Origin of the sequence: Prevotella pectinovora (assembly GCF_041323955.1) — a bacterium.
GTDB lineage: Bacteria > Bacteroidota > Bacteroidia > Bacteroidales > Bacteroidaceae > Prevotella > Prevotella pectinovora.
In genome coordinates, this window is record NZ_JBGLIV010000001.1 from 1,719,804 (window position 1) to 1,739,958 (window position 20,155).

27 protein-coding genes are annotated in these 20,155 nt (G+C 39.0%); 1 reads left to right on the forward strand and 26 read right to left on the reverse strand.

Annotation, left to right across the window (positions count from 1 at the left end; translation table 11 throughout):
* Positions 1-15: 15 nt before the first annotated feature.
* The 9 genes from ACDC99_RS06845 to ACDC99_RS06885 all read right to left on the reverse strand — a co-directional run bounded on the left by ACDC99_RS06845 (position 16) and on the right by ACDC99_RS06885 (position 7,563).
* A complete protein-coding gene (locus ACDC99_RS06845) occupies positions 16-402 on the reverse strand; it encodes a hypothetical protein (protein ID WP_370756320.1) in 387 nt (128 codons plus the stop codon).
* A gap of 57 nt (positions 403-459) precedes the next feature.
* Positions 460-3,237, reverse strand: coding sequence for a CHAT domain-containing protein (locus ACDC99_RS06850; RefSeq protein ID WP_370756321.1), 2,778 nt, complete (start codon positions 3,235-3,237; stop codon positions 460-462).
* 13 nt (positions 3,238-3,250) lie between these two features.
* Positions 3,251-3,673, reverse strand: coding sequence for a hypothetical protein (locus tag ACDC99_RS06855; RefSeq protein WP_370756323.1), 423 nt, complete (start codon positions 3,671-3,673; stop codon positions 3,251-3,253).
* Positions 3,674-3,687: 14 nt separating this feature from the next.
* A complete protein-coding gene (locus ACDC99_RS06860) occupies positions 3,688-4,350 on the reverse strand; it encodes an RNA polymerase sigma factor (protein ID WP_370756325.1) in 663 nt (220 codons plus the stop codon).
* 1 nt (position 4,351) lies between these two features.
* Complete coding sequence (locus ACDC99_RS06865) at positions 4,352-5,281, reverse strand: caspase family protein (RefSeq protein ID WP_082030957.1); 930 nt, start codon at positions 5,279-5,281, stop codon at positions 4,352-4,354.
* A gap of 113 nt (positions 5,282-5,394) precedes the next feature.
* Positions 5,395-6,006 carry a hypothetical protein gene (locus ACDC99_RS06870; RefSeq protein ID WP_370756327.1) on the reverse strand — a complete coding sequence of 204 codons (612 nt, stop codon included), beginning with the start codon at positions 6,004-6,006 and terminating at the stop codon, positions 5,395-5,397.
* Between the two features lies 1 nt (position 6,007).
* The gene (locus ACDC99_RS06875) at positions 6,008-6,358 is read right to left on the reverse strand and encodes a YkvA family protein (RefSeq protein WP_044080580.1); all 351 of its coding nucleotides are present in this window, start codon (positions 6,356-6,358) and stop codon (positions 6,008-6,010) included.
* A gap of 178 nt (positions 6,359-6,536) precedes the next feature.
* A complete protein-coding gene (locus ACDC99_RS06880; protein WP_370756330.1) occupies positions 6,537-6,680 on the reverse strand; it encodes a hypothetical protein in 144 nt (47 codons plus the stop codon).
* Between the two features lie 10 nt (positions 6,681-6,690).
* Positions 6,691-7,563: a hypothetical protein gene (locus ACDC99_RS06885; RefSeq protein ID WP_370756332.1), complete on the reverse strand. Its 873-nt coding sequence runs from the start codon at positions 7,561-7,563 to the stop codon at positions 6,691-6,693.
* A gap of 251 nt (positions 7,564-7,814) precedes the next feature.
* Between ACDC99_RS06885 and ACDC99_RS06890 the strand changes: the two genes are divergently transcribed.
* On the forward strand, positions 7,815-9,020 hold the full coding sequence (locus ACDC99_RS06890; RefSeq protein ID WP_042517111.1) for an ISL3 family transposase: 1,206 nt from the start codon (positions 7,815-7,817) through the stop codon (positions 9,018-9,020).
* A gap of 394 nt (positions 9,021-9,414) precedes the next feature.
* On the opposite strand, the gene ACDC99_RS06895 is transcribed toward ACDC99_RS06890, so the two are convergent.
* The 17 genes from ACDC99_RS06895 to ACDC99_RS06975 form a co-directional block, all read right to left on the reverse strand.
* The gene (locus tag ACDC99_RS06895; protein ID WP_370756333.1) at positions 9,415-9,612 is read right to left on the reverse strand and encodes a hypothetical protein; all 198 of its coding nucleotides are present in this window, start codon (positions 9,610-9,612) and stop codon (positions 9,415-9,417) included.
* Positions 9,605-10,279 (reverse strand): radical SAM protein, encoded by a 675-nt coding sequence (locus ACDC99_RS06900; protein WP_370756335.1) that lies wholly within the window; start codon positions 10,277-10,279, stop codon positions 9,605-9,607. Before ACDC99_RS06900 ends, ACDC99_RS06895 begins: the two co-directional genes overlap by 8 nt.
* A gap of 23 nt (positions 10,280-10,302) precedes the next feature.
* A complete protein-coding gene (locus ACDC99_RS06905; protein ID WP_370756337.1) occupies positions 10,303-10,488 on the reverse strand; it encodes a hypothetical protein in 186 nt (61 codons plus the stop codon).
* A gap of 14 nt (positions 10,489-10,502) precedes the next feature.
* The gene (locus ACDC99_RS06910) at positions 10,503-11,027 is read right to left on the reverse strand and encodes a hypothetical protein (RefSeq protein ID WP_370756339.1); all 525 of its coding nucleotides are present in this window, start codon (positions 11,025-11,027) and stop codon (positions 10,503-10,505) included.
* A 54-nt stretch (positions 11,028-11,081) separates the two neighbouring features.
* Positions 11,082-11,564, reverse strand: coding sequence for a hypothetical protein (locus ACDC99_RS06915; protein ID WP_370756341.1), 483 nt, complete (start codon positions 11,562-11,564; stop codon positions 11,082-11,084).
* A 24-nt stretch (positions 11,565-11,588) separates the two neighbouring features.
* Positions 11,589-11,882 (reverse strand): hypothetical protein, encoded by a 294-nt coding sequence (locus tag ACDC99_RS06920; protein ID WP_370756342.1) that lies wholly within the window; start codon positions 11,880-11,882, stop codon positions 11,589-11,591.
* Positions 11,883-12,038: 156 nt separating this feature from the next.
* Positions 12,039-12,260 (reverse strand): hypothetical protein, encoded by a 222-nt coding sequence (locus ACDC99_RS06925; protein ID WP_370756344.1) that lies wholly within the window; start codon positions 12,258-12,260, stop codon positions 12,039-12,041.
* A 10-nt stretch (positions 12,261-12,270) separates the two neighbouring features.
* Entirely contained in the window at positions 12,271-12,900 is a 630-nt protein-coding gene (locus tag ACDC99_RS06930; protein ID WP_370756346.1) for a GTPase family protein, read from the reverse strand.
* A gap of 1 nt (position 12,901) precedes the next feature.
* Positions 12,902-13,768, reverse strand: coding sequence for a hypothetical protein (locus ACDC99_RS06935; RefSeq protein ID WP_370756348.1), 867 nt, complete (start codon positions 13,766-13,768; stop codon positions 12,902-12,904).
* An 86-nt stretch (positions 13,769-13,854) separates the two neighbouring features.
* Positions 13,855-14,097, reverse strand: a complete 243-nt coding sequence (locus ACDC99_RS06940; protein ID WP_370756350.1) for a hypothetical protein — start codon at positions 14,095-14,097, stop codon at positions 13,855-13,857.
* Positions 14,098-14,109: 12 nt separating this feature from the next.
* Positions 14,110-14,964, reverse strand: coding sequence for a GTPase family protein (locus ACDC99_RS06945; RefSeq protein ID WP_370756352.1), 855 nt, complete (start codon positions 14,962-14,964; stop codon positions 14,110-14,112).
* Complete coding sequence (locus ACDC99_RS06950; protein WP_370756353.1) at positions 14,964-15,215, reverse strand: hypothetical protein; 252 nt, start codon at positions 15,213-15,215, stop codon at positions 14,964-14,966. The genes ACDC99_RS06945 and ACDC99_RS06950 overlap by 1 nt, the downstream gene beginning before the upstream one ends.
* Entirely contained in the window at positions 15,212-17,152 is a 1,941-nt protein-coding gene (locus ACDC99_RS06955; protein ID WP_370756355.1) for a tetratricopeptide repeat protein, read from the reverse strand. The genes ACDC99_RS06950 and ACDC99_RS06955 overlap by 4 nt, the downstream gene beginning before the upstream one ends.
* A 12-nt stretch (positions 17,153-17,164) precedes the next feature.
* Positions 17,165-18,229 (reverse strand): hypothetical protein, encoded by a 1,065-nt coding sequence (locus ACDC99_RS06960; protein ID WP_370756357.1) that lies wholly within the window; start codon positions 18,227-18,229, stop codon positions 17,165-17,167.
* Between the two features lie 11 nt (positions 18,230-18,240).
* Complete coding sequence (locus ACDC99_RS06965) at positions 18,241-18,705, reverse strand: anti-sigma factor (RefSeq protein WP_370756359.1); 465 nt, start codon at positions 18,703-18,705, stop codon at positions 18,241-18,243.
* Complete coding sequence (locus tag ACDC99_RS06970) at positions 18,698-19,327, reverse strand: sigma-70 family RNA polymerase sigma factor (RefSeq protein WP_370756361.1); 630 nt, start codon at positions 19,325-19,327, stop codon at positions 18,698-18,700. The genes ACDC99_RS06965 and ACDC99_RS06970 overlap by 8 nt, the downstream gene beginning before the upstream one ends.
* Before the next feature lie 4 nt (positions 19,328-19,331).
* Positions 19,332-20,063, reverse strand: coding sequence for a UpxY family transcription antiterminator (locus ACDC99_RS06975; protein ID WP_370756363.1), 732 nt, complete (start codon positions 20,061-20,063; stop codon positions 19,332-19,334).
* Positions 20,064-20,155 lie beyond the last annotated feature (92 nt).

Consider the following 20,155-nt stretch of genomic DNA (forward strand, 5'->3'; position numbering starts at 1 on the left):
TTTTATTCTTTTATGTTAATTTTCTCTTACTCTTTCCTCCAAGTATCTAACCGCAAAGTCTAATGACTTGATGATGTGTGGTACTATGTCCTTGGCAGATTCTATGTCTGTAATTTTGTGGTCGTAATCCAAGGACACCTTAGCATCATCTTTTTCAGACAAAAGAGCCTTGATGAACTTCACATTTCTATTCGTCTCATTCACGGCTTCCTTTAGCAACTCCTTATCATTTGACAGAAGTCCTGCTACAAAAGGAATACAGAAACGAATCATGGATTCATCTTTACCAACCACATAAATATATATTTGTTCTTTGTACTTAAAATGCCAACCTAAAGAGGGCATCAGTATCGTTTGACCACACATTTGGCGAATTTCGTTTACAATTTCTTCCTGCTTCATAATCACAATAGTTTTTTGCTATTTATGATAGGAGAGGGAGAAAAGTAACCATTTCCATCAGTCCAACATCACAAACGCTGCCCAATGGAATGGATCGGGATGCTTCTGTCTGATGATTTCTTTGGCTTCCTCAAATGCCTTACGTTTGTTCCAGACATTATTCTTGTCGGCAAGGCATTCATAGAATGTAGTCATAAATTCAGAAGTAACTTTGTCATCTACATTCCATAGCGACATGATGATGGTACCAACACCAGCTTTTTTGAAGGCACGCTGTAAACCAAACACTCCTTCTGCTGTCACTTTACCTTGTCCTGTCTTACATGCTGAAAGAACCAACAAGTCAGTTCCTTTGAAATCAAGATTTGCAATGTCTTTAGCTGTCAGCACACCACCAAGCACACCATCTACATTCTTCTTGCCTAACCAAGCAGCATTGCCTCCAGCAAACACCAATCCAGATAAAGACATCGCATCAGTATAACCACGAAGGAAATCCTTGTCTTTCGCCTCATCCGGAGTATAATAGAAGCCATGTGTAGCTATGTGTACTATGGATGAAGATTTACCACTTAAAGCCACAAAAGACTCTGCATTTCCCTTAGAACCGGAATAGGCTTTTACTGCAACCCCATTGTCCTCCAATGTTTTTTCTATCTTCTTAACTTCATCTTTCGTATTGCGCAAATCCTTAAAACCGGACTTTCCATACTCAGAACGCACCAGCGCTGCCAAATCAGATTTTTCATACGCCTTACTTTCTTCTTCCATCTTTTGTGGAGCCAAACTATATTGCAATCCTCCATAAAGCGTAGCAGTTCTATTGTTTTTACAAGAATGATGAACTTTCACAATTTCTCTTGCGGAAGTCAATCTTACAAATTCATAATGCTGCCCTAATGTCGTTCCATCTGAAAGAGGAAGAGCTTCTAATGCTATGCTATGCATGATGCCTGATGGAATATAATACACAGTACTTCTTTCAGTAATGTTTGCTCCGATTGATTTCCAAATCAAATTAAAAGCCCCATCCTGCAATTGCTCATAATTGTAGAGTGTAAAACTTTGCATACCATCTAAAAGGGAATCAAGTTGCTGCTGGTCGAAACACTTTACTAAAAGAGGATGTCTCTTACTCTTGTCATATATATATGCTACATATTGGCGGACGGAATCTTCTGTTTGATAATCAGAAAAGTCTATCACAACTTCATTATCAGCCAGACAATTCCTAACCTTTTCATAGTTTATGTCAAGATATGTCTCATATTCGTTGTAACTTTGGCATTTGTAGCTAAGCCGTTGTTCCAACTCTCTTTGGCGAATCGTTAAGCTATCTATTTCAAGCTTATTGTATTCATAGTTGCTTCTCAATGCAAGAAGTCTATTGTTTATAGCCAAGAGATTACGATAATTGGCAATGTCTTCATCAGTTCCTTCATTGCGGATAATATCAACTACCGATTTTTCTGTTTCAAGCAGCAAGGACTTTGAGAACAATAAAGCATTATAACAAGTTTCAGTTAATTCACTATCGAAGTTTCCGCATTTTATGGCAAAAGCAGCCGTCCCACTAAGGTTATTCAGCGTTTCCATCCAGAACTGTTCTCTTTGCGAAGGAGTCGAGTATCGCCAAAGTTGTTTCATATTAACAAGCAAGCAATTCATGGACATACGAAACAGACTATCTGCCTCGTTTATATTTCCACGAGCACCTTCAATATTGGCCAACGTGAAGAGCGCCTGACTATAAGTACCAGAAGTCTCTCCATATTTATTCCTGCTCGTCTCTACATATTCACTAAAAGTCGCATAAGCATCATCATAACGCTTAAGCATGAAATAGGCTTCAGACTTGTTCAGTAAGCTTGCGAATTTGGAAGGTGAATCTTCCGTTCTCTTATCATAGAGAGTATTGTATGCTTTATCAAAACACGCTATTGCCTTGTCGAATTTCTTAAAATCGGCATAGCAGCATCCTTTTACATTATAAAAGTTAGCTATCACTTCCTTGTCTTGATAGGAATGACCAACACCACGTTCCAAACTGTCCAAACACGCAAAGGCTCTCGTACTGTCATTGTCCAGGGCATAGAGTGTACACAGCTTACTGTATGACTGGTACTGCTGATCACTATTCCTGCCATTCAAAATTTTAGTTTGCTCAATATAGTGCTTTGCAGCTCTGATAGCATCTTTGTATTGCCTTTGCTGTTGTTTCAGGTTCATCATACTATTATAGTAATTGAGTTTTGCCTGTTCCCGATCAGAGAAAGGCAAATCCAGCATCACATCCCAACATTGCAGCAATTGCGTCTCGACCATGGCAAACTCTTTCCGTGCCAAATATTCATTTGACCAATATAGATGATACACCGTCCTCAGCTTGGCAGAATTGGACACATGATACAGAGAGTCCAACGCTTTCAGATACTGATTATAACCAATAATGTCGCCTACAGTTCTATATAATGCAAGTAAGTCAACCATAACTTTGGATTGAGCGAAATCCTCGTTGGCTTCAGTCGCAATTTGCAAAGCATTCAGATAGTGTTGTTTGGCTTTTTCCCATTCCCCCAATCCAGCTTTCAAGGCTCCCATAGCTTCAGTTGCCTGTATCTGAAAGCCTACATCTCCAAGTTCCCGATAGCCCTTTTGTGCTTTTTCCAGATGTTCATAAGCAATATCAAATTTACCTGCGTGAATATCCAAGGTACCTTGAGCCATCCAATAATGAGGGCTTCCGATTCTATATGGATTTGTCTGTGCCCATATACAAGAGATAGATAAAAGCCAAATAAAAACGACAGATATATAACGTTTATGGTTCATCATCTTATCTTTAGTTTTATTTATGTAATGAAGTTATCGTGTCGGAAGATATTGAGTCGGTATCAATACTATCTGTTGGTACGGTCATATCAAACACATCGTTTTCATCGCCACGCACATTGTCAGTAGGGGAGTTTTCTACAAACAGAGGATTGATGGCAAAGAAACCGATAACCAATACGGCAGCTATGCTTGAAATCCAAAGCCAAGTCTTTCTGTGATAGTGAGACTTCATTTCCATTTGAAACTCTGTCATGGCTTTCAACTTCTCTCCACGGCTCACAATCGCCTGTTTAACATTCTTCGTAAACTCATATTGCTCCTTTTTCTCTGCATCCTCTTCTATCTCTTTCAGAAACTGTACCTTCTCTTCCTCCGACATGGTTTCATCATGAAGCAAGTATTCGTCTATCCGGTCTTGAAAATTAATATTGTCCATATCCATCTGCCATTTTATGAGTTCAAATAGTTGTGATAAATGTTTCGTGCCGAAGTACGCAATGACTCCATGCACTTGTGCTTCTTTGTTTTGAGAGCGTTCTTTGAATCTATTGTCGGTATTTCCAACAGGATTGTGTCCAAGTCCTTTTCCTCATAGTAGAACTTGCTCAATATCTCGCAGCACCGCTCCGACATGTGTGATATGACATCAGCAATGATGTCGAGCATCTTGTTGTCTTCCGAGTCGTATAGCATATTGATGTACTGCTGCGCATCAAATCCCTCTTCCTTGATTTTCCGTCCCATTTCCGTTTCAGGGTCTGCGTAAGAAGGATGCTCCCTTACCCATTCCAGATACTTGATGCGTGCGATACCCATAAAATAAGTAAGGATGCTGCTACTCAGCGGTTCATTGTTCTTGCCCATCACCCTTCCTTCGCTCACATAAATCTTTCTGCGTTCTATATTCTCCCACATCGCAATGAATGTGTTTTGGAAAATTTCCGTGGCAGATTCCTCATCAGCGAAGAACACGCCACGGTAGTTTGCCCAGAAGTATCGTGAGCAATATACATACAGTTCCGACTGTATCTTCTTGTTCTTATCGTACATACCCGCAACAAGTCGGGCTTCCTTCTCCTGTTGCGATGTACGCATTTGTATTGTCTTTGCCATTCTATTTGTTCAAAATATCAGTTATATTATATTTTCCGATGTCTTCACCAGTCATTTCAGGCTGTTGTAGTCTGCTAGTGGTATTGCAGTTGACGAACTTTCTGATTCGTCTTATAAACTCTTCATTGCTTACCTTCTCACTCTTCTTCTGCTCAGTCCACAAGGCGTATGTCAATTTGCCAACGGCAGGTTTCTTCATCTCGAAGTTTACTTGGTCGCTTCTGCATGCACTGATGGTGATCCATCGTTCCGCCAATGGCTTTGCCTTAGTATTAATGATATTCCCTTTGCCATTGTCACCCATAAAAAACGATTTAATCGCCTCAAAGGTTTCATATAAGCCGCGAGCATTTTGGCTGTCAACCACCAATGTATCTTCCACACCTCGTACTATTTCATCATCTTCTCCACGAGTTCCGTCACCACTATGGCAAGCATCTATTACCACAAGTAGTTTACCTTTTGCACCGATTTTGTTGCGGATAGCATTGAGATACACATTCAGTTCATCGTCCGTCAAGTGCTTCTCACCATGATAAGTCGCACTTGCTTTCCGACAAGCATCATACGGAATCCAACATTCATCCAGTCCGTCCTTCTCGTCATTATGCACATCCGTCATCTGTTGTCCATGCCCAGAGTAATGGATATATACCACATCCCCTTGCTTGCACGATGCAGCCATTCTCTTAAACGCCCCCACTATACCACTCTTTGTCGCCTGTCTGTTCACCAATGTCGTTACAGACCTGAAGCCGGCACTTTTCAACATTCCCTGCACAAGAGGCACATCCTTGTCGCCATTAATCTTATTCCATGCCTTGTCCTGCTGTTCGCCCAACCCAATAACCAATGCTCTCTTTGTCTGTGCATTTATCGGCACAGACAAAGAGAGCAACAAAAGAAGGTATGTAATGATTTTTATCCTCATTCGGTGTTCATAAGTATATATAGATCACTTTACAAAGTATCTCATATTACGTGGCAAAGAGACTATATATCATTATATGCATCTTTATCCATCTGTTTTTATTTTATGCCTATTTATTGACTTTCCATGCCTTTCAAACTGAAATGTTTCAAACATTTTCCATTCCAGTCAAAGACTGATATGATGTTGTATCTTCCTCCGCCATTGTAATAAGTGTATGACTGCGCAATGGGCAGTTCTTCTTCCGAAGACATCCCAAGGACACCAGCATTGCAAGGCAACTGTATTGTTGGCAATCCTTCGGTTAGAGGGATTATATACGAATAGCAGTTCCTGTCGTCACAACCCTCAACCAAGATTTTATCCTCTTCCGCATTGATGTACACGTTATTTATCGTTGGAATGGATGTGAATGAAACCCTTTGCGCTTTATCTTCATAGCCAAGACATTCATAATCGCTGCGTGGATTTGTAGTCAACAGTTTCAATAACGTTTTGTCTTTCGGCTTGTATGTCCATAATGTCACGACATCCATTTCATTGTATGTGCTGTCTACGTTTGCAAATACAATAAGATTGTATGACTCTGCAGCAACTCGTGCCGTTGTTGGCAGATTAAGCGATTGTATAAGGGATGAAGAGGTCTTATCAACAGGAATATTTGCAAGGACACATGCAAATGTTGCCATTAACATTACCAACAATACAAAGAATATTCTTCTCATATTATTCCACCATTTCATAATTCGTATATTCAGGCAACCATTTATCCAAAAGTTCATCAGCCTTACGCTCCATTTCTCTGGTCACATGACTTTGCACCTTGCTATAAGCTACGCTCAACGACATCACTTCGTCCAACCACCCGATAATCGGGATACGTTTTGCAGAAATCAAGTCAATGGGCAGCACCACATACGCAATGGCTGTGGCTAAAGCCACCTTATCGCTTGCAGGTGTCTTGCTGTCTAACATCACAAAATAGGTAAGCAGCACTGGTCGTGCAGCCACACGTCCTACCTTCTTGGTGTATTCACCTATATAGAACATCAAGTTCTTGAAATCTATTCCGTTCATAATATTTTTATCGATATTTCTTGATTACGATATGTCCTACACGTTCCAACTCCTTTCGGACTTCACGTTTGAAATGCATATTTTCGGGATTACGCCCTCGGTCGTTCGTGTCGGTGAAATATCCCTCCATACCATCTTCAAACACAACGTATAGTTGTCGGTAAACCTTATCACCTATTTAATAAAGGCGTGCTTCGCCACGTTCAGCGTTGCGCATACGCCGCCATGCCTTGTCACACCACTCAATGCTATTCTCCTTGTAATAAGAACTTCCGCTTGTGAGGTCATCTATAAAGCCAAATATGTCTGAAAGAAATCCCATTGTTCAATTTTTACTTTGTACTTCTTTGAGCAGATTGGATATGGTCTTTCTCCCATTTACGAAACGACTCCGCTTTGCTTGTATGTTCCTTAGCTGCACTCAAATCCCCCCTTGCTATGGCAGCCTCAGCACGCTTTTCATGCCATTCTGCATTATGTTGGGCTGATTCTGCTCTGTCAAGATGATATGACTTGTCATTTACAAAGCCATGCAACTGCTCCTGATCTGCAACATCAGCAAAAGCCACATCTGGACGCAAGCTAACCTGACCTTGCTCCTGAGGTGTTACAGTAGAGGCATAAACATCAGTCTGATTAAAGTTGTCAAGACAATCACTGAAGGTAGGCGGTGTTCCGTTGTGTGCTTCCATATAATCATGAGCAAAAGATACTCCTGCTTCGATTGCTGCCACACGAGCAGCACCATCGGGATGTGTTTCGCTCTCAACCGTTCCACCCAACGAAGCTTCCATCTTTCCTTCGTCCATACCATTCAATCCTGCACGAACTCCAGCCATATAGTCGCAGCAGAGTTCTTCTTGATGAGAGTCAAAACCTGTATTCAGCCCTTGCAATGCACGGTGCGCTCCTTCATGTGTCATCACCAAGTCAAAGCCTTCTTTGTCCGTAATGCCCATATCAAGCATTTGTTGCCGGTTGAATACAAGAATATCATCATCCTCTGTGAAATCCATACCTGTCATCACGCCAGTAGTCCAATCCTCATGAACGTCCATCGGAGCATTCATATTGAAGAAGTCACTTGCTTCTTGCACAGATTGCAACACCATTTCATCAGAGAGGGTATCTCCCCATGCTTTATGAAAATTATCAAACCAACTGTCTGGCAAGTGGTCGTAAATAAAATCAAATAATCCGTCCATAACTCATTCTATTTTATAGTTCTAAGGATAAAGAGCACCTACCTCAAAACTTCCTATCAGTTCAAACTCATTTGTCTCTCGGCTTTTTTATAAATAGACACCCATGGCTCGTATCTAAATAAACGACAAAGACATAATGCCTATAAAAATTGGTTCTTCCGTTAAATGCATAGATAGAAAAAAAAATTTTATATTATGATAAAAATAAAGCTGGCATCATCTATCTTTGTAGTGACCAAACTCAATGATAAATGAATGCCAGCATAATGCATAAAGCTTTTGGCATATCCTTGCAAGAATGTTTGGATATGCGTTGCGAAAGTAATAAAATAGTTTTGAATATCCAAACTCCATCAGACAAACTTTGCTGTCCGGAGTGTGGAAGCCATAATGTAGTCCGTAATGGTTTCACGGCCAGACGCTTTGTGAGCGTGCCGATAGGTTGTTCAAAGACTTTCGTCGAGATGAAGATCCAACGTGTCAAATGTTCTGATTGTGGCTGCATAAAGAACGAGGATGTCGATTTCGCAAAAGGCAAGCGCAGGCATACGACCGCTTTCGCCAATATGGTTATAGACTTGTCGCGCTTTGCAACTATACAGGACATTGCATGGTTCCTGGATGTATCTTGGGACATGGTGCGGAACATACAGATGGAGTTCCTGCAAAAGGAGTATGGCAGCCCTGACCTTTCAAACCTCAGATACATATCCATAGACGAGTTCGCTACCCACAAGGGACAAGTTTACAAGACGATAGTCGTAGACTTGGAAACCGGGCGGATTGTCTTTGTAGGTGACGGTAACGGCAAGGCTTCGCTTGAGGAATTCTGGAACAAGCTCGGAGACAGAAAGAATGACATAAAAGCCGTATGCACAGACTTGTCGTCTGCTTATACGGGGGCGGTAACGGCAAATCTCCCCAATGCCTCTCTTGTCGTGGATCATTTTCATGTGGTAAAGCTCATGAATGAAAGGATAGACCAGTTGCGCCGCCAGTTGTGGCATGCTGAGAAAGACGTTAACAAGCGTAAGGTAATCAAGGGCACGCGCTGGATATTGCTGAGAAACGGCAACGACATCTTTGACGCAAAATACAAGACAAGACTTGACAATGTGCTGAACTTGAATGAACCGTTGATGATTGCATATTACCTGAAAGAAGACTTGAGGGAAATATGGAACCAAACCAACAAGGATGATGCAGAATTGGTGCTAAACGAATGGGTGCGGCAGGCCATGGATTCAAAAATACAGCCATTGGTCAAAATGGCTGCTACCTTGCGGGCCTACAAGCCATATATACTTGCATGGTATGACTACCCGATATCAAATGGCCCTACTGAAGGTATAAACAACAAGATTAAAGTGCTGAAAAGACAAATGTATGGATTCAGAAATGATGAATTCTTCACGTTAAAGCTATACGCTCTACACGACAAGCGTCTACGCATTTAACGGAAGAACCTAAAAATTGCTTCATAAAAACAAAAGGGTTGGACATGGCTTGTGCTATAATACTCCAAAATGACTTACAATAATTAATCGTATAGTTCAATATTTTATCCCTGCGAATATAAACAATATAGCACAGGAATTCGCTCAACACGAATAACACATATAATATACACAATAGGGCAATTTCCACTACAGCCATCCAATACAACCATCCCTCGCTGGGCATATAATGGAAAACACACCAAATAGCACAAGAAAAAACGGCTGAAACAAATAGCCATATTGAGAAAAATAAAAATTTAACTTTCAACATTGTCACAAATAAAGAATAGATTAGTTACGATATGATTTCTTATGTATTCTTTTAATTTTAGAATATTAGCATCCAAAATCTTTATTTTTTCATTTGTTTGAATTTACGATTCAAATACTCTAATTCTGCATCACACATGGGGCATGTTCCTTGACAATCACCTTGGTGATGACATACTGAAGGCTGATAATCTATTGAGTGTTTTTCTGCAAAAGATACACGCAAATTTCTAAGATACTTGCACTTAATTTTTCCTGGAGGTAATTTGTCTTTAGCCATGTTCTGGAACAATGTAATTAAACAATTCTATATCATTGAATCCCATGTCTTCAAGTGTAGTCACACTCTGTTTTTGATTTGTAGGCGTGTTATAATTGGGGATTAAGGGAACTCTAACATTAACCTTGTCCTGAACTTTCTTTGATGCCAAAAGCTTAAGATTCGCCATCAACAACTCTATAGGTTTACCAGTATAAGAAGAATATATTTGTGGATTCAAATCCTTTATGTCAACAATAAAAGAGTCAACTATCGGAATTAAAGTCTCTATCACTTTTGTATCAACATAAAGACTTGTTTCCAAGTTTATTTTCCATTCTTTTTCACAAATATTTCTAAACTCTCTTATATAGTCAGCCCTCAAACATGGCTCGCCACCACCAAATGTCACGCCACCACCTGTCATATTCATGTAAATATTATCAATCTTTATTTCTCTATATAATTGTTTAGCAGAAATCATCTGCCATCGTTGTTTGTAACCATGACAATGTTGATTAATGCAATATTTACATTTTAAAGGACATCCATAGAAACCGACAAGTGTAGTTACGCCTTCACCATCGGTTTCTATACGATGCCTTTCAATACCCAATACAGGTGCTCTTCGAGAGTTAATATTTCTGTCAAACCAAGCTACGATATCACTTTTATATTCTTCCATCATAGTCTTAAAACAAGATTCTATGTTTATCCAAATATTTTACTAAGTCCTATCTTTATTTTTTCAGATAGTGTTGGTTCACGTATACGACCACTTAAACTACGTTCTCTTTGTATTTTAGCAAGAATATTTGCCTCTTTATCAGTAAACCCAGCTTTTATAAATTTATTATAAAGCTCTCTTTCAAGTGAATCATTCCCGTTATATGCCATTTCATTCGTTGTCTTTAAATTAATATTCTATCTCCTTTGCTATTTCCTGCTTCGATAGCTGCCACACGAGCAGCACCATCGGGATGTGTTTCGCTCTCAACCGTTCCACCCAATGATGCTTCCATCTTTCCTTCGTCCATACCATTCAGTCCGGCGCGAACACCTGCCATATAGTCACAGCAAAGTTCTTCTTGATGAGAATCAAACCCTGTATTCATTCCTTGCAAAGCACGGTGCGCCCCTTCATGCGTCATAACCAAGTCAAAGCCCTCCTTGTCAGTAATCCCCATCTCTGCCATCTGGTCACGACTGAAGATTAGCACGTCATCATTCTCCGTCCAAGACATATTAGTCATCACACCCGTTGTCCAATCCTCATGCACATTGATAGGGTCATCCATACCAAAGAACACACTTGCCTCATGTACCGACTGAGCAACAACCTCATCTGTAAGACCATCGCCAAAATGTTCCTGTGCGCTCTCAAACCAACTTGTTGGAAGTAGGTTGTGTAAGAAATCTAATAATCCGTCCATCATAATACTGTATTTTATGTGTTATGGTGATAAAGAGAATGCATACTTGGCAAACTATCACTCGTCACTTAAGAAGTATATCTTTTCATACCATATTTTTTTAAAAAATTCAACCACCCCCATGAATTGAACTGTATTTGGACATGTGAATTCTGTATTGCTTTGCAGTAATTCTTTCCTTTTTAGGATTGCCTTTGCTTCATTTTCAGGAACGTTACATTTTAACAATAGGTTTAAAAGTGTATCATCCTGATCTAAAGCGTTTTGATTCTTTGATTCTTTGACAATTTTATATAATAGTGGAACAATATACCCATACTGACCATTTATAAACAAGTAATCCTTTCGGAATTTAACCCACTTTTGTATTGACTCTGCATTATTTAGACATTCCGGAATTAAATCACGATCACCATCAAAAAATACTGTTGACATCAACAAAGCAGTACTCTCAGACATACCCATTTCTGTCAATCTGTTCATCATATCTGGAATCCGAAAATCCATCCCGATTATTGTACTTGTTAATTTTTCCATCATAGAAATCCCTGTATCGTTTCTACCCTAATCAATACTACCTTTAAAAATACAACCTAAAGGATCTGCCATAAACTTACTAAATAGAGGTTTGAAGTCTTGATGCATTTCTTTTATGCCCTTCAACATTTCATAAAAAATCCATTCAAGAATTCCTAAGCCGACACACAATATTGACAGTATAACAACAGAGAAAATTGAGAACCAATATAACCAACTGTCATTTGGCATAAAATATATGATACACCATATTATGACAGCAATGACTGTTGTTGAAAGTAACCAAAATAAAATTAAATATTGCTTTACTTTCTTCATCATGTATCTCTTTCAGTATCGTGTCTGCAGAACCTTTGGTTAGCATAAAGAGGCTTTGTACTAACGGAAGATTTTGTTTGTACCAACATTTAATAAACGAAGACTATACACACAATGGTTATAAATGACTCTTAACTGATTCATTTATAACCATATTGCTTATATAATCTTTCTCAAATACTGTTTCGGAATTGTCAATTCTTCGCCAAATGTTGTTTCATATTCATTTTTTAAGAATATATATAAAGAATCAACATCTTGGCTTTCACGAAGGTTATTGATAACATCCGATTCCTTTTCAAGTATCACATAGAGTTGAGATAGAGTATGAGCATAACATTCTGGGATGTTCATTACTCTCATAATATTTTCTAAATCCATATAGTCAAAATTATAACTTAAAGATGGCTTTTTTAAGATTTTCGATTCCAAACTTCAATAAAGCATTCGTAGGAATGATTTCATATGGAACTGGTATGAAATCGCTGAACTTTTCTCTAAAATACTCTATCCGCCCATCATCTTTGTCGTACAAAAAATGATTTAGCAAAGGTGTCGGACAGTTATTTTTTTCATCCCAAATCTCATTACTAGAAAAACCTGTAGGGATATTTTGAGGTGAAAATTTATCTATATGATTTAAGCATACAACCAGTTTTTGATCTTTTTTGAATTCACTAGAGTATTCATGAAAAAATGTTTGATCAGCATAATCAGTCCTTTCCATATTTGTTAACCAGACAATACAGTCTGCTGTATCAAGTACATGCAAATAATATGGTTTATAAAGCACATCTTTTTTCAATGATGCTCCAATGCCTGGAGTATCCATGATAGACACAGCTTCATAGGGTATTTCTGGATCAAAATTACGGATGGTTGCAGTATTAATATATGTAGTACATTCAACAACAGAATTAGTCGAATACTGTGTACCGAAGAGAGCATTTATTAATGTGGATTTTCCTCTACCAGTTTGTCCCATAAATGCTATTTTATAATCATTGAGTCGTTTTCCCATATTATTTTTCTTGAATTAAGCCTACAGAAACAATTAACTCTTCATTTTTACCATCGCAATTCTTCCATAGAGTCCAGCAAGGAGAAAGTACTACATATTGTTTGTTGGGGTCAATGACTCCATCCTTAGTGAAATACCGTTCAGAGTCTATGAGGCTACCGGGATATTCTTTGCATGAATCTTGTTTTAGTCCCCATGATTTTAAGTGTAATAACCATGCAGACAGATTTTGTTTATAGCTTTGAAAATCCGTATACAATGAAGATGATTGAGGCAGTGAAACTATTATTTTCTCCCATTCTGCTATAATTTTATTATCCTTTTGAATAGAAGTCAACGGAATTACCTCACAAAATTTTTCAACATTTTCTAGAAAACAATCTTTTGCGCTAATATAGCTTTCAGATTGCTTGTCAGGGTTTAGGGTTTGTCCAACAAAGCTGTCACTTGAGTGCTGTTTAATTTCCGAGTCATTTGTTATATTACCCAATGCAACAATATATTTGTTGGATTGGAAATACTGTGAAACAAATCCAATGCATACCCCATTGTTGTCTGCTTTATTGTAAAATACGTCTACTTTAATGTTCATTAGTCCATTCCCTCCAACGAGTCTTCCGAGAACAGAGAAAAATGAACTCTCACGCACTAATTCAATATTGACATCTTTTACAGATTGCAAAGATTCAACAGTTTCACCTTCATACAGTTTTATTTGTACAGGAATCCTTGATACGCTTTGTTTTACGCGCATACTGCAAGATTGCATATTCATGTCTGAAGCAAGACACAATCTTCCGTTATTTGAAAGCTGAACTATAGGCATTTTTTGTCCGCCGATAGTTACTTCAGTCCATACGTTCTTCATTATTAATAATATTTTGTAGGAGATTAACCCTTAATAGGAATCATATTTAAGATGTAAATTAAGGGTTAAACTCCCTGTAGAACAATTTAGAACCAACTAGTGAAGAATGCCCAAGCTGCACTTAATGCATCCTTGATAGCATAATAAATGTCCTTTGCCTCAATCTCTACCCAACGACAGAATCCAGAGAAACCTTCATTCTTGATTCTATTCCAAAGCGATGTGTTTCGGTCTAATTGAGCCGCCAATCTTGCCAACATACGTGCTTTTGATTCGCCGATGCCGGCCATTCTCATTTTGTCATAATAGTCTTTTTCTAACCAGTCCATAATTAAAATGTTTTAATTGTTATTTTGGTATTTATTATTTACAAATTGCATTGCTATTTTTACTGCATCTTGATCAGCAGCTATTTCCTCAAAAGGACGAGGCTGTATACCCATTATAGCAAATATAAAGCCAAGAGGAGTAGTAGAAACGATTGATTCAAGAAGTTCTAGAAGATGGTATCTTTTTAAAGCCGAATAACATGTAATTTTGTTTACTTCGATATCCAAATCCTCAGAGAACATATTAGTGATGTCTTTCTGCTTAATCTTAATAAGTTCTTCTTGTCGTTCGCTTGGAAGATTAATAGAATCTTCCCAATGGAGTCCTTCATTCTCACCAAGAATATCTACTTGATTAACTGCTACAATCAACTTCGATTTGTCGCATGAAGGTAAAACCACATTATTAATAATTCTTTCATCTTCTCCAAGCGTTCTATTGTCCGCTTTGAGAATATACAATACTATATCGCATTGAGGAAGTACTTCAGCATATATTTTCTCATAAATAGGGTCTTTTCTGACATCATCTCCTAATCCTGGCAGATCGATAATATCCAAACCGATTCCGGCCTTGAGATCAAAATGTTTTCTTATAGCACGAGTGGTACCAGTCTTGACATCGCCAATATGCCCTTTCTCGTCAAAACACAGAGCTTCTGCTACAAAGTCTTCAACATCAAAAAGATTATTAATCGTCGTCGTTTTCCCGACTCCTGCCTTTCCTATTATGGCTACTACTGGGGCTCTATCCAAAAGCTTTGTCTGAATCTTTGATTTTAATTCGGCAAAGTCTTTCGGTGAAAGAGAACTTTCCATGTATGACAAAAAATCATCCAGTGGAGTAATAAATTTTTGATCGTTCATTATTTAAATAACTTTTTAAGGATTTTAATAATCAATTCGATTAGAGATTCAGATTTCTGTTCCTTATAAACGGACGATAAAATCTCTAATTCAGAGACAGAAAACTTGTTACTTTTCTTACAAGCATCATAGATTTTCTCAGGGTTATTAGCAATCTCTCTTTCAGACATATTGCCTATAACCAATTGAACCTTTTCGAATAGTTCGGCATTTTCTTTTGAAAGGCCAAACGAATTTGTTGATTTACTCATAAATTTCTATATTTTGTTAATAAATTATACATTTCAATAGCTTCGCTATACCCCATTTCAGCAGATTTATTTAAATATATTATGGCTTTATTTGTATTTTGTTCTATTCCATAGCCATCCAAATAACACATTGCTAAGGAATATGTGCCTACTGCGCTATTTTGAAACATTGCTTTTTTTGCTATTTGAGCGTACAACTGAGCATCTTCGGAACAGGAACTGCCATCTTTGTATAGTTGTAATAATCTTTCCGTTGCTTCAACATGACCTCTATCTGATAGAGAAGATAAAATTCTCAAAGAGCTATCTATCTTATTATTTTCTATCAAACTTATCGCAAGAATCATTAGATACCCCTGATGATTAGCAAACATATTCGCATCTTCAATTATTCTTGAGTAGTATTTTTGATTATAATAATACAAACTCTCAATATACAAAGCTTGCTCTATTCCATGGTTCTTCATCGCAAATAATAGATTCCAGAATTGGGGAGTTTGATCTATATTTAGTTTAAGTAGTGCTAAAACAAAGCCTTGTTTCTTTGAGGATTTATAATACTCGCAACTTTTTTTTACATCTATCTGATTTTCGATTCCAAATTCAAAAATCTCGCCTAATCTATATTCTGCCACCCCATTAGTGCAGTCCAAACCTTTTGATAGTTCGAGAATATCATTTGAATCAAGAAGAGCAAAATCAAAGTTTATTGTATTTAATAATTGAATGTTTTCTTTAATGAGCTTCTCGTATTTTGTGCCATTCAATCCTTCTTTGTATTTATTTAACATAGACAAATCTTGAACCATAAAAGGAATTTGTGCGTTATCTAGTACGCCCCCATTAATTGCAGGATTTTTTTTACGGCAATACGAATAAAACACTTCTTCCAACTTTGCCACTTTAGTTTTAACATCCCATAGAACAGAGGATCCTTCATAGAGGTTTAAAAGATTATCTTCTAAAAAAATATTATCAAGAGACTTCTCTTCGGATGTGGTCAAAAGATTACTATAATACTCTCGGCTACCATCAACAAGATGCCTCATCCCATCCGTATTAATCGCCCCACTTGTTAGCAGCAATGGTAGATGCGGAGCCAAGCCGGCTGAAGACCAGAAGTAAGTGTCTGCCATATAACCTATAATACATTCAAGGTAAGGGACGAGGTCTTCAACGATTTCGTCTAACAAACCTTCTTCGTTATCGTAATCGTCTTGATTATTAAATGAACGTTGAAAGTCGGTTGGCTCTATTTCGGGAACATCGAATTTGTCGGTACTGTTAGCTCCTACGCCCCACATGTGCAGTTGGAAGACTAACTTGCCGTCATTGGGACGGAAGAAAGGGGTGATGAGTAAGGTGGGGAGATTCTTCAATTCCTCACGCATAGCCATTACCTGTACATCGGTAGGGGTCACCGCTGGTTTCCATGCCCCACTATAGAAGAGAATAGGATGGTCGGTCATAGTGCTCCAATGTTTGTCGCAATACTGTTCCAATTGTTTCTCGACAACTGGATAGACCAGTTTGTTAAACTTGTCGTGGTTGGAACGAGTGAAGATAACATGCATAGCAACATTTTCCTCTTGGTTTGCCAAGAGGTTACCGAAAGCTTGGTTCTTCATCACAATGGGGAGCACCTTCAAGGGCCAGTTGCTGATAGTCGTCTCGTAGGTTAGCTTCTCCAAAAGATGGTCAACCTCGTCCTTCAGTTCTTTAAGTCTGTCAGCATGCTTTTCATTCTCTAACTGTAGAGCAATTTCCTGTCCTTCGCGCAAGAGCCGCCACATGTGCTCCGTGTTGCGCTCTTTGGCAGCACGCTCAAATTCCTCACGCTTCTGTTGAAGCGCAGCATTTTGGCGACTGCCACACCAATTGTTGTAGATTTGTAATCCAACATTGGCGAGTATCATGGTTATAGCACCTATTGCCATATCTATTTCGTTTTAAAATGTGTTTGACCTTACTTGTTCCTTTATTGCCTCAATGTCTTTCTTGTCGAATACATCCAGTAGCTGCGGTGTAGTCTTCTCATCAAGTGCTGCAAGGATGTTGTCGTTCTCTCCCTTTATGAATGCTTTTAACTCGGCATTGTCCAACACAATACGTTTCATATCAGCATGCTCTTTGTCATTCAACAAAATAGGCAATGTCGGCTTTTTACCTTGCGTCAGCAACATATATGAGTCACGAACAGCACCTGTGATAACAGATACACAGGTATGCAACAATTCTATCACCTCATTGCGATATTCTATGTTTTTTTCTGCCTCAACAGGATTAAAGTCAAAGTTGAGAAGTGGACGAATCAGAGGACGTGAAGCCTGAGGTTCCCATACCGCACCACTCAGATACATTTTGCCGTCACGATATTGAGGAGAAATTACCAAGGTTGGCATTTGGCTCATCAGGAAGTGGATATTCATTATGCTGGCATTGCCTCCAGACAAATCAGGCTTCAAGCAAGCATCCTTGCGGAAATCGACATTCCCGATAATAGGAATATCATTCTTTTTGATAGTATATTCCAACTCCTTATATATTTGTGCATCTGCAGCATTGGCATCTGTTCCGTAAGCCCGTAATGGCAACAGAGGTGCGTGCATCAGAATTACATTCAACCGTGGTGCTACGCTTGTAGCATTGTTGCGAATCTCGTGCAAGATAGTTTGAGGCAACAAGGGATCGAGTGGCCAACAATACTGCAAGTAGTATTTCAGTTCAATGGCTTGCATCTGCGCATTGAAGGACTGGCGAGACACTTCTTGTCTCTGTTCACGAGCCAGGGCTACGAGCCTACGCTTGAAGGCAATGTCTTCTTGCATGCGTTCATCGTCAGTAATGCGGCGAGCTCGTTCCATCTCTAACTGAAACTCTTGATTCCGTTCGTGCGCCTTGTCTTGCAAACGGCGGTTGTTCCATCCCAATAGTGTAGAGCTGATGGAGTTTGCCACCCAAAACATGCCGTAGCCTGGGAATCTTATGTTCTGTGATGCTATAGGTATATCCATAACTTATATGTCTAACATATATTGTCGGAGAATGTGTCAGACGAATCATCATTATTGTCAAAGCCATCGTTGTCAGGCATTGTCAGTGTCGAATTATCAAGTATGTCTTCTCCTATGGTTATATGTTCATCTTGGTTTATATCTGAATAAGCAGAAACGTCATCATCTGCACATGCGGCAACAAGCATATCGTCCATAGGCTCGGGTGAAAGCGAGACAAGCATAGATGCATCGTCAGAAGAAGGTATTTCGGGCAATTCAAAATCTGCATTCATTAAGTCTGCCGGCAACTGCAAATCTGCATCCGTTAAACCGTCAAGCGTATCATCAACAACGGAATTTGCATGCAACAACTGGTGTAAAGCATCGTCATGTGCAGCCAACTGCGTAAACTGCTGCATATCATTTGCTGATAGGTTGCCATCGAGGAATGCAGCAAACTCTTCTATACTCGGTAGTGATGTATGTTTAAGCATGTCTTGCCTCCTTTCTGCAAACTTGTTTGAATTGTTTCTCTGCCAAAATCCTTTTGTTATAATAATTATCCATTGACATACCGAGTGCCTCGGCAGTCTCCTTGTGCGACTTTTGCTCCAGATAGAGCAAGCGAATGATGTTGCGATATCTTACGTTGGCCATCAAATCAAGCAATGTTTCTACATCTGCACGATTCATTCCACTAAAGTCTATTGGATTAGAGAGCGTTTCGTCATTTCTTCTATCACTTATCGCATCTTCGCTATCTTCCTTTTCGACAGTATGCGGTAATGGTTCATAAACAGGCATACGCTGCTTCAACTCATATTTCTTATAGCAATAGAACAAACAAACTGTCTTTATCCAACTGGCCAAAGTACTTTCGCCTCTGAAATTCTCCATTTGACATCGTCCTGTAGCCTTGCTTGGAGTTAACACAACGATATATATCTCATCAATAAACTCCTTGTAGTCTGTGCAATCAGTATAGTAGTTGTCGTATATGGACTTGAAAAGAGGGAAGCAATGATGGTAAAAGTACTTGCGCGTAATCGTATTATCCCTTTGTATAAGAGCTTGGGCTATTTGCAAGTCTTCCGTATATATCTTTTTGATTTCCATAAGTCTAATCAATTTTTTCCAAAAATGCGCTCGGTACATATGCCGTTGCAAATGTTGCCATGTCACCGATTATAACACCCACTCTCTGTTGTCCTTGCCATCTTTTCACTCTTCCAATTACTCCCTTAAACGCGCCATCAACAACTCGCACCATCTGGCCTGTCTGAAAATTAGGCACACTTGACAATGAGACGATAATGTCACTTGCTTCTGCTTCGCAGATAATTTTCAAACTTTCCATCTGATATTTGGGTACTATGAGCGGAGTCTTTATTGCTCTGCTACCGACATGCTCGTGGCGATAATAAAAACGAAGGAATGGGAGATTTACGTTGTCGTAAACAAAAGTTTTGAGTTGTTCTTCGGTACCGTAAGCGAAGAAGATGTTAGGTAAACGTGACTCGGTAACAACTTTGCGCTTACCTTTTATAAGTTTTACTACATTTGTAGTAGGATAAAAAGCCGTGATGCCTTTGGTAATCATGTAGTCGTATGCCTTTTTCTCTCTACCGTATGTAGTACGTAAGGCATACCAATGAGGAAAGTCTTCCTCTTTTTGCGCTTTAGGCTTACTTGCTATATGGGCATTTCTGGTGGACACCCCTGTTTGTGAACTCTCGGCGGAAACTGTGCTTTGAGCTTCGGGGAGGGCGTTGGAGGTAAGTCCAGCACAAGGAGGGAATTCACCACCTCCTGAGGTGTGTACATCTTCTGATGTCCATTCATCGACTTTCATATCGGTGCTAACTTTTTTCTAGACAGAAAACCGTTAAATTGCGACAAAAAAAGAGCGTGGAATCGTCCTGTTGTCCATTCCACACACTGAGG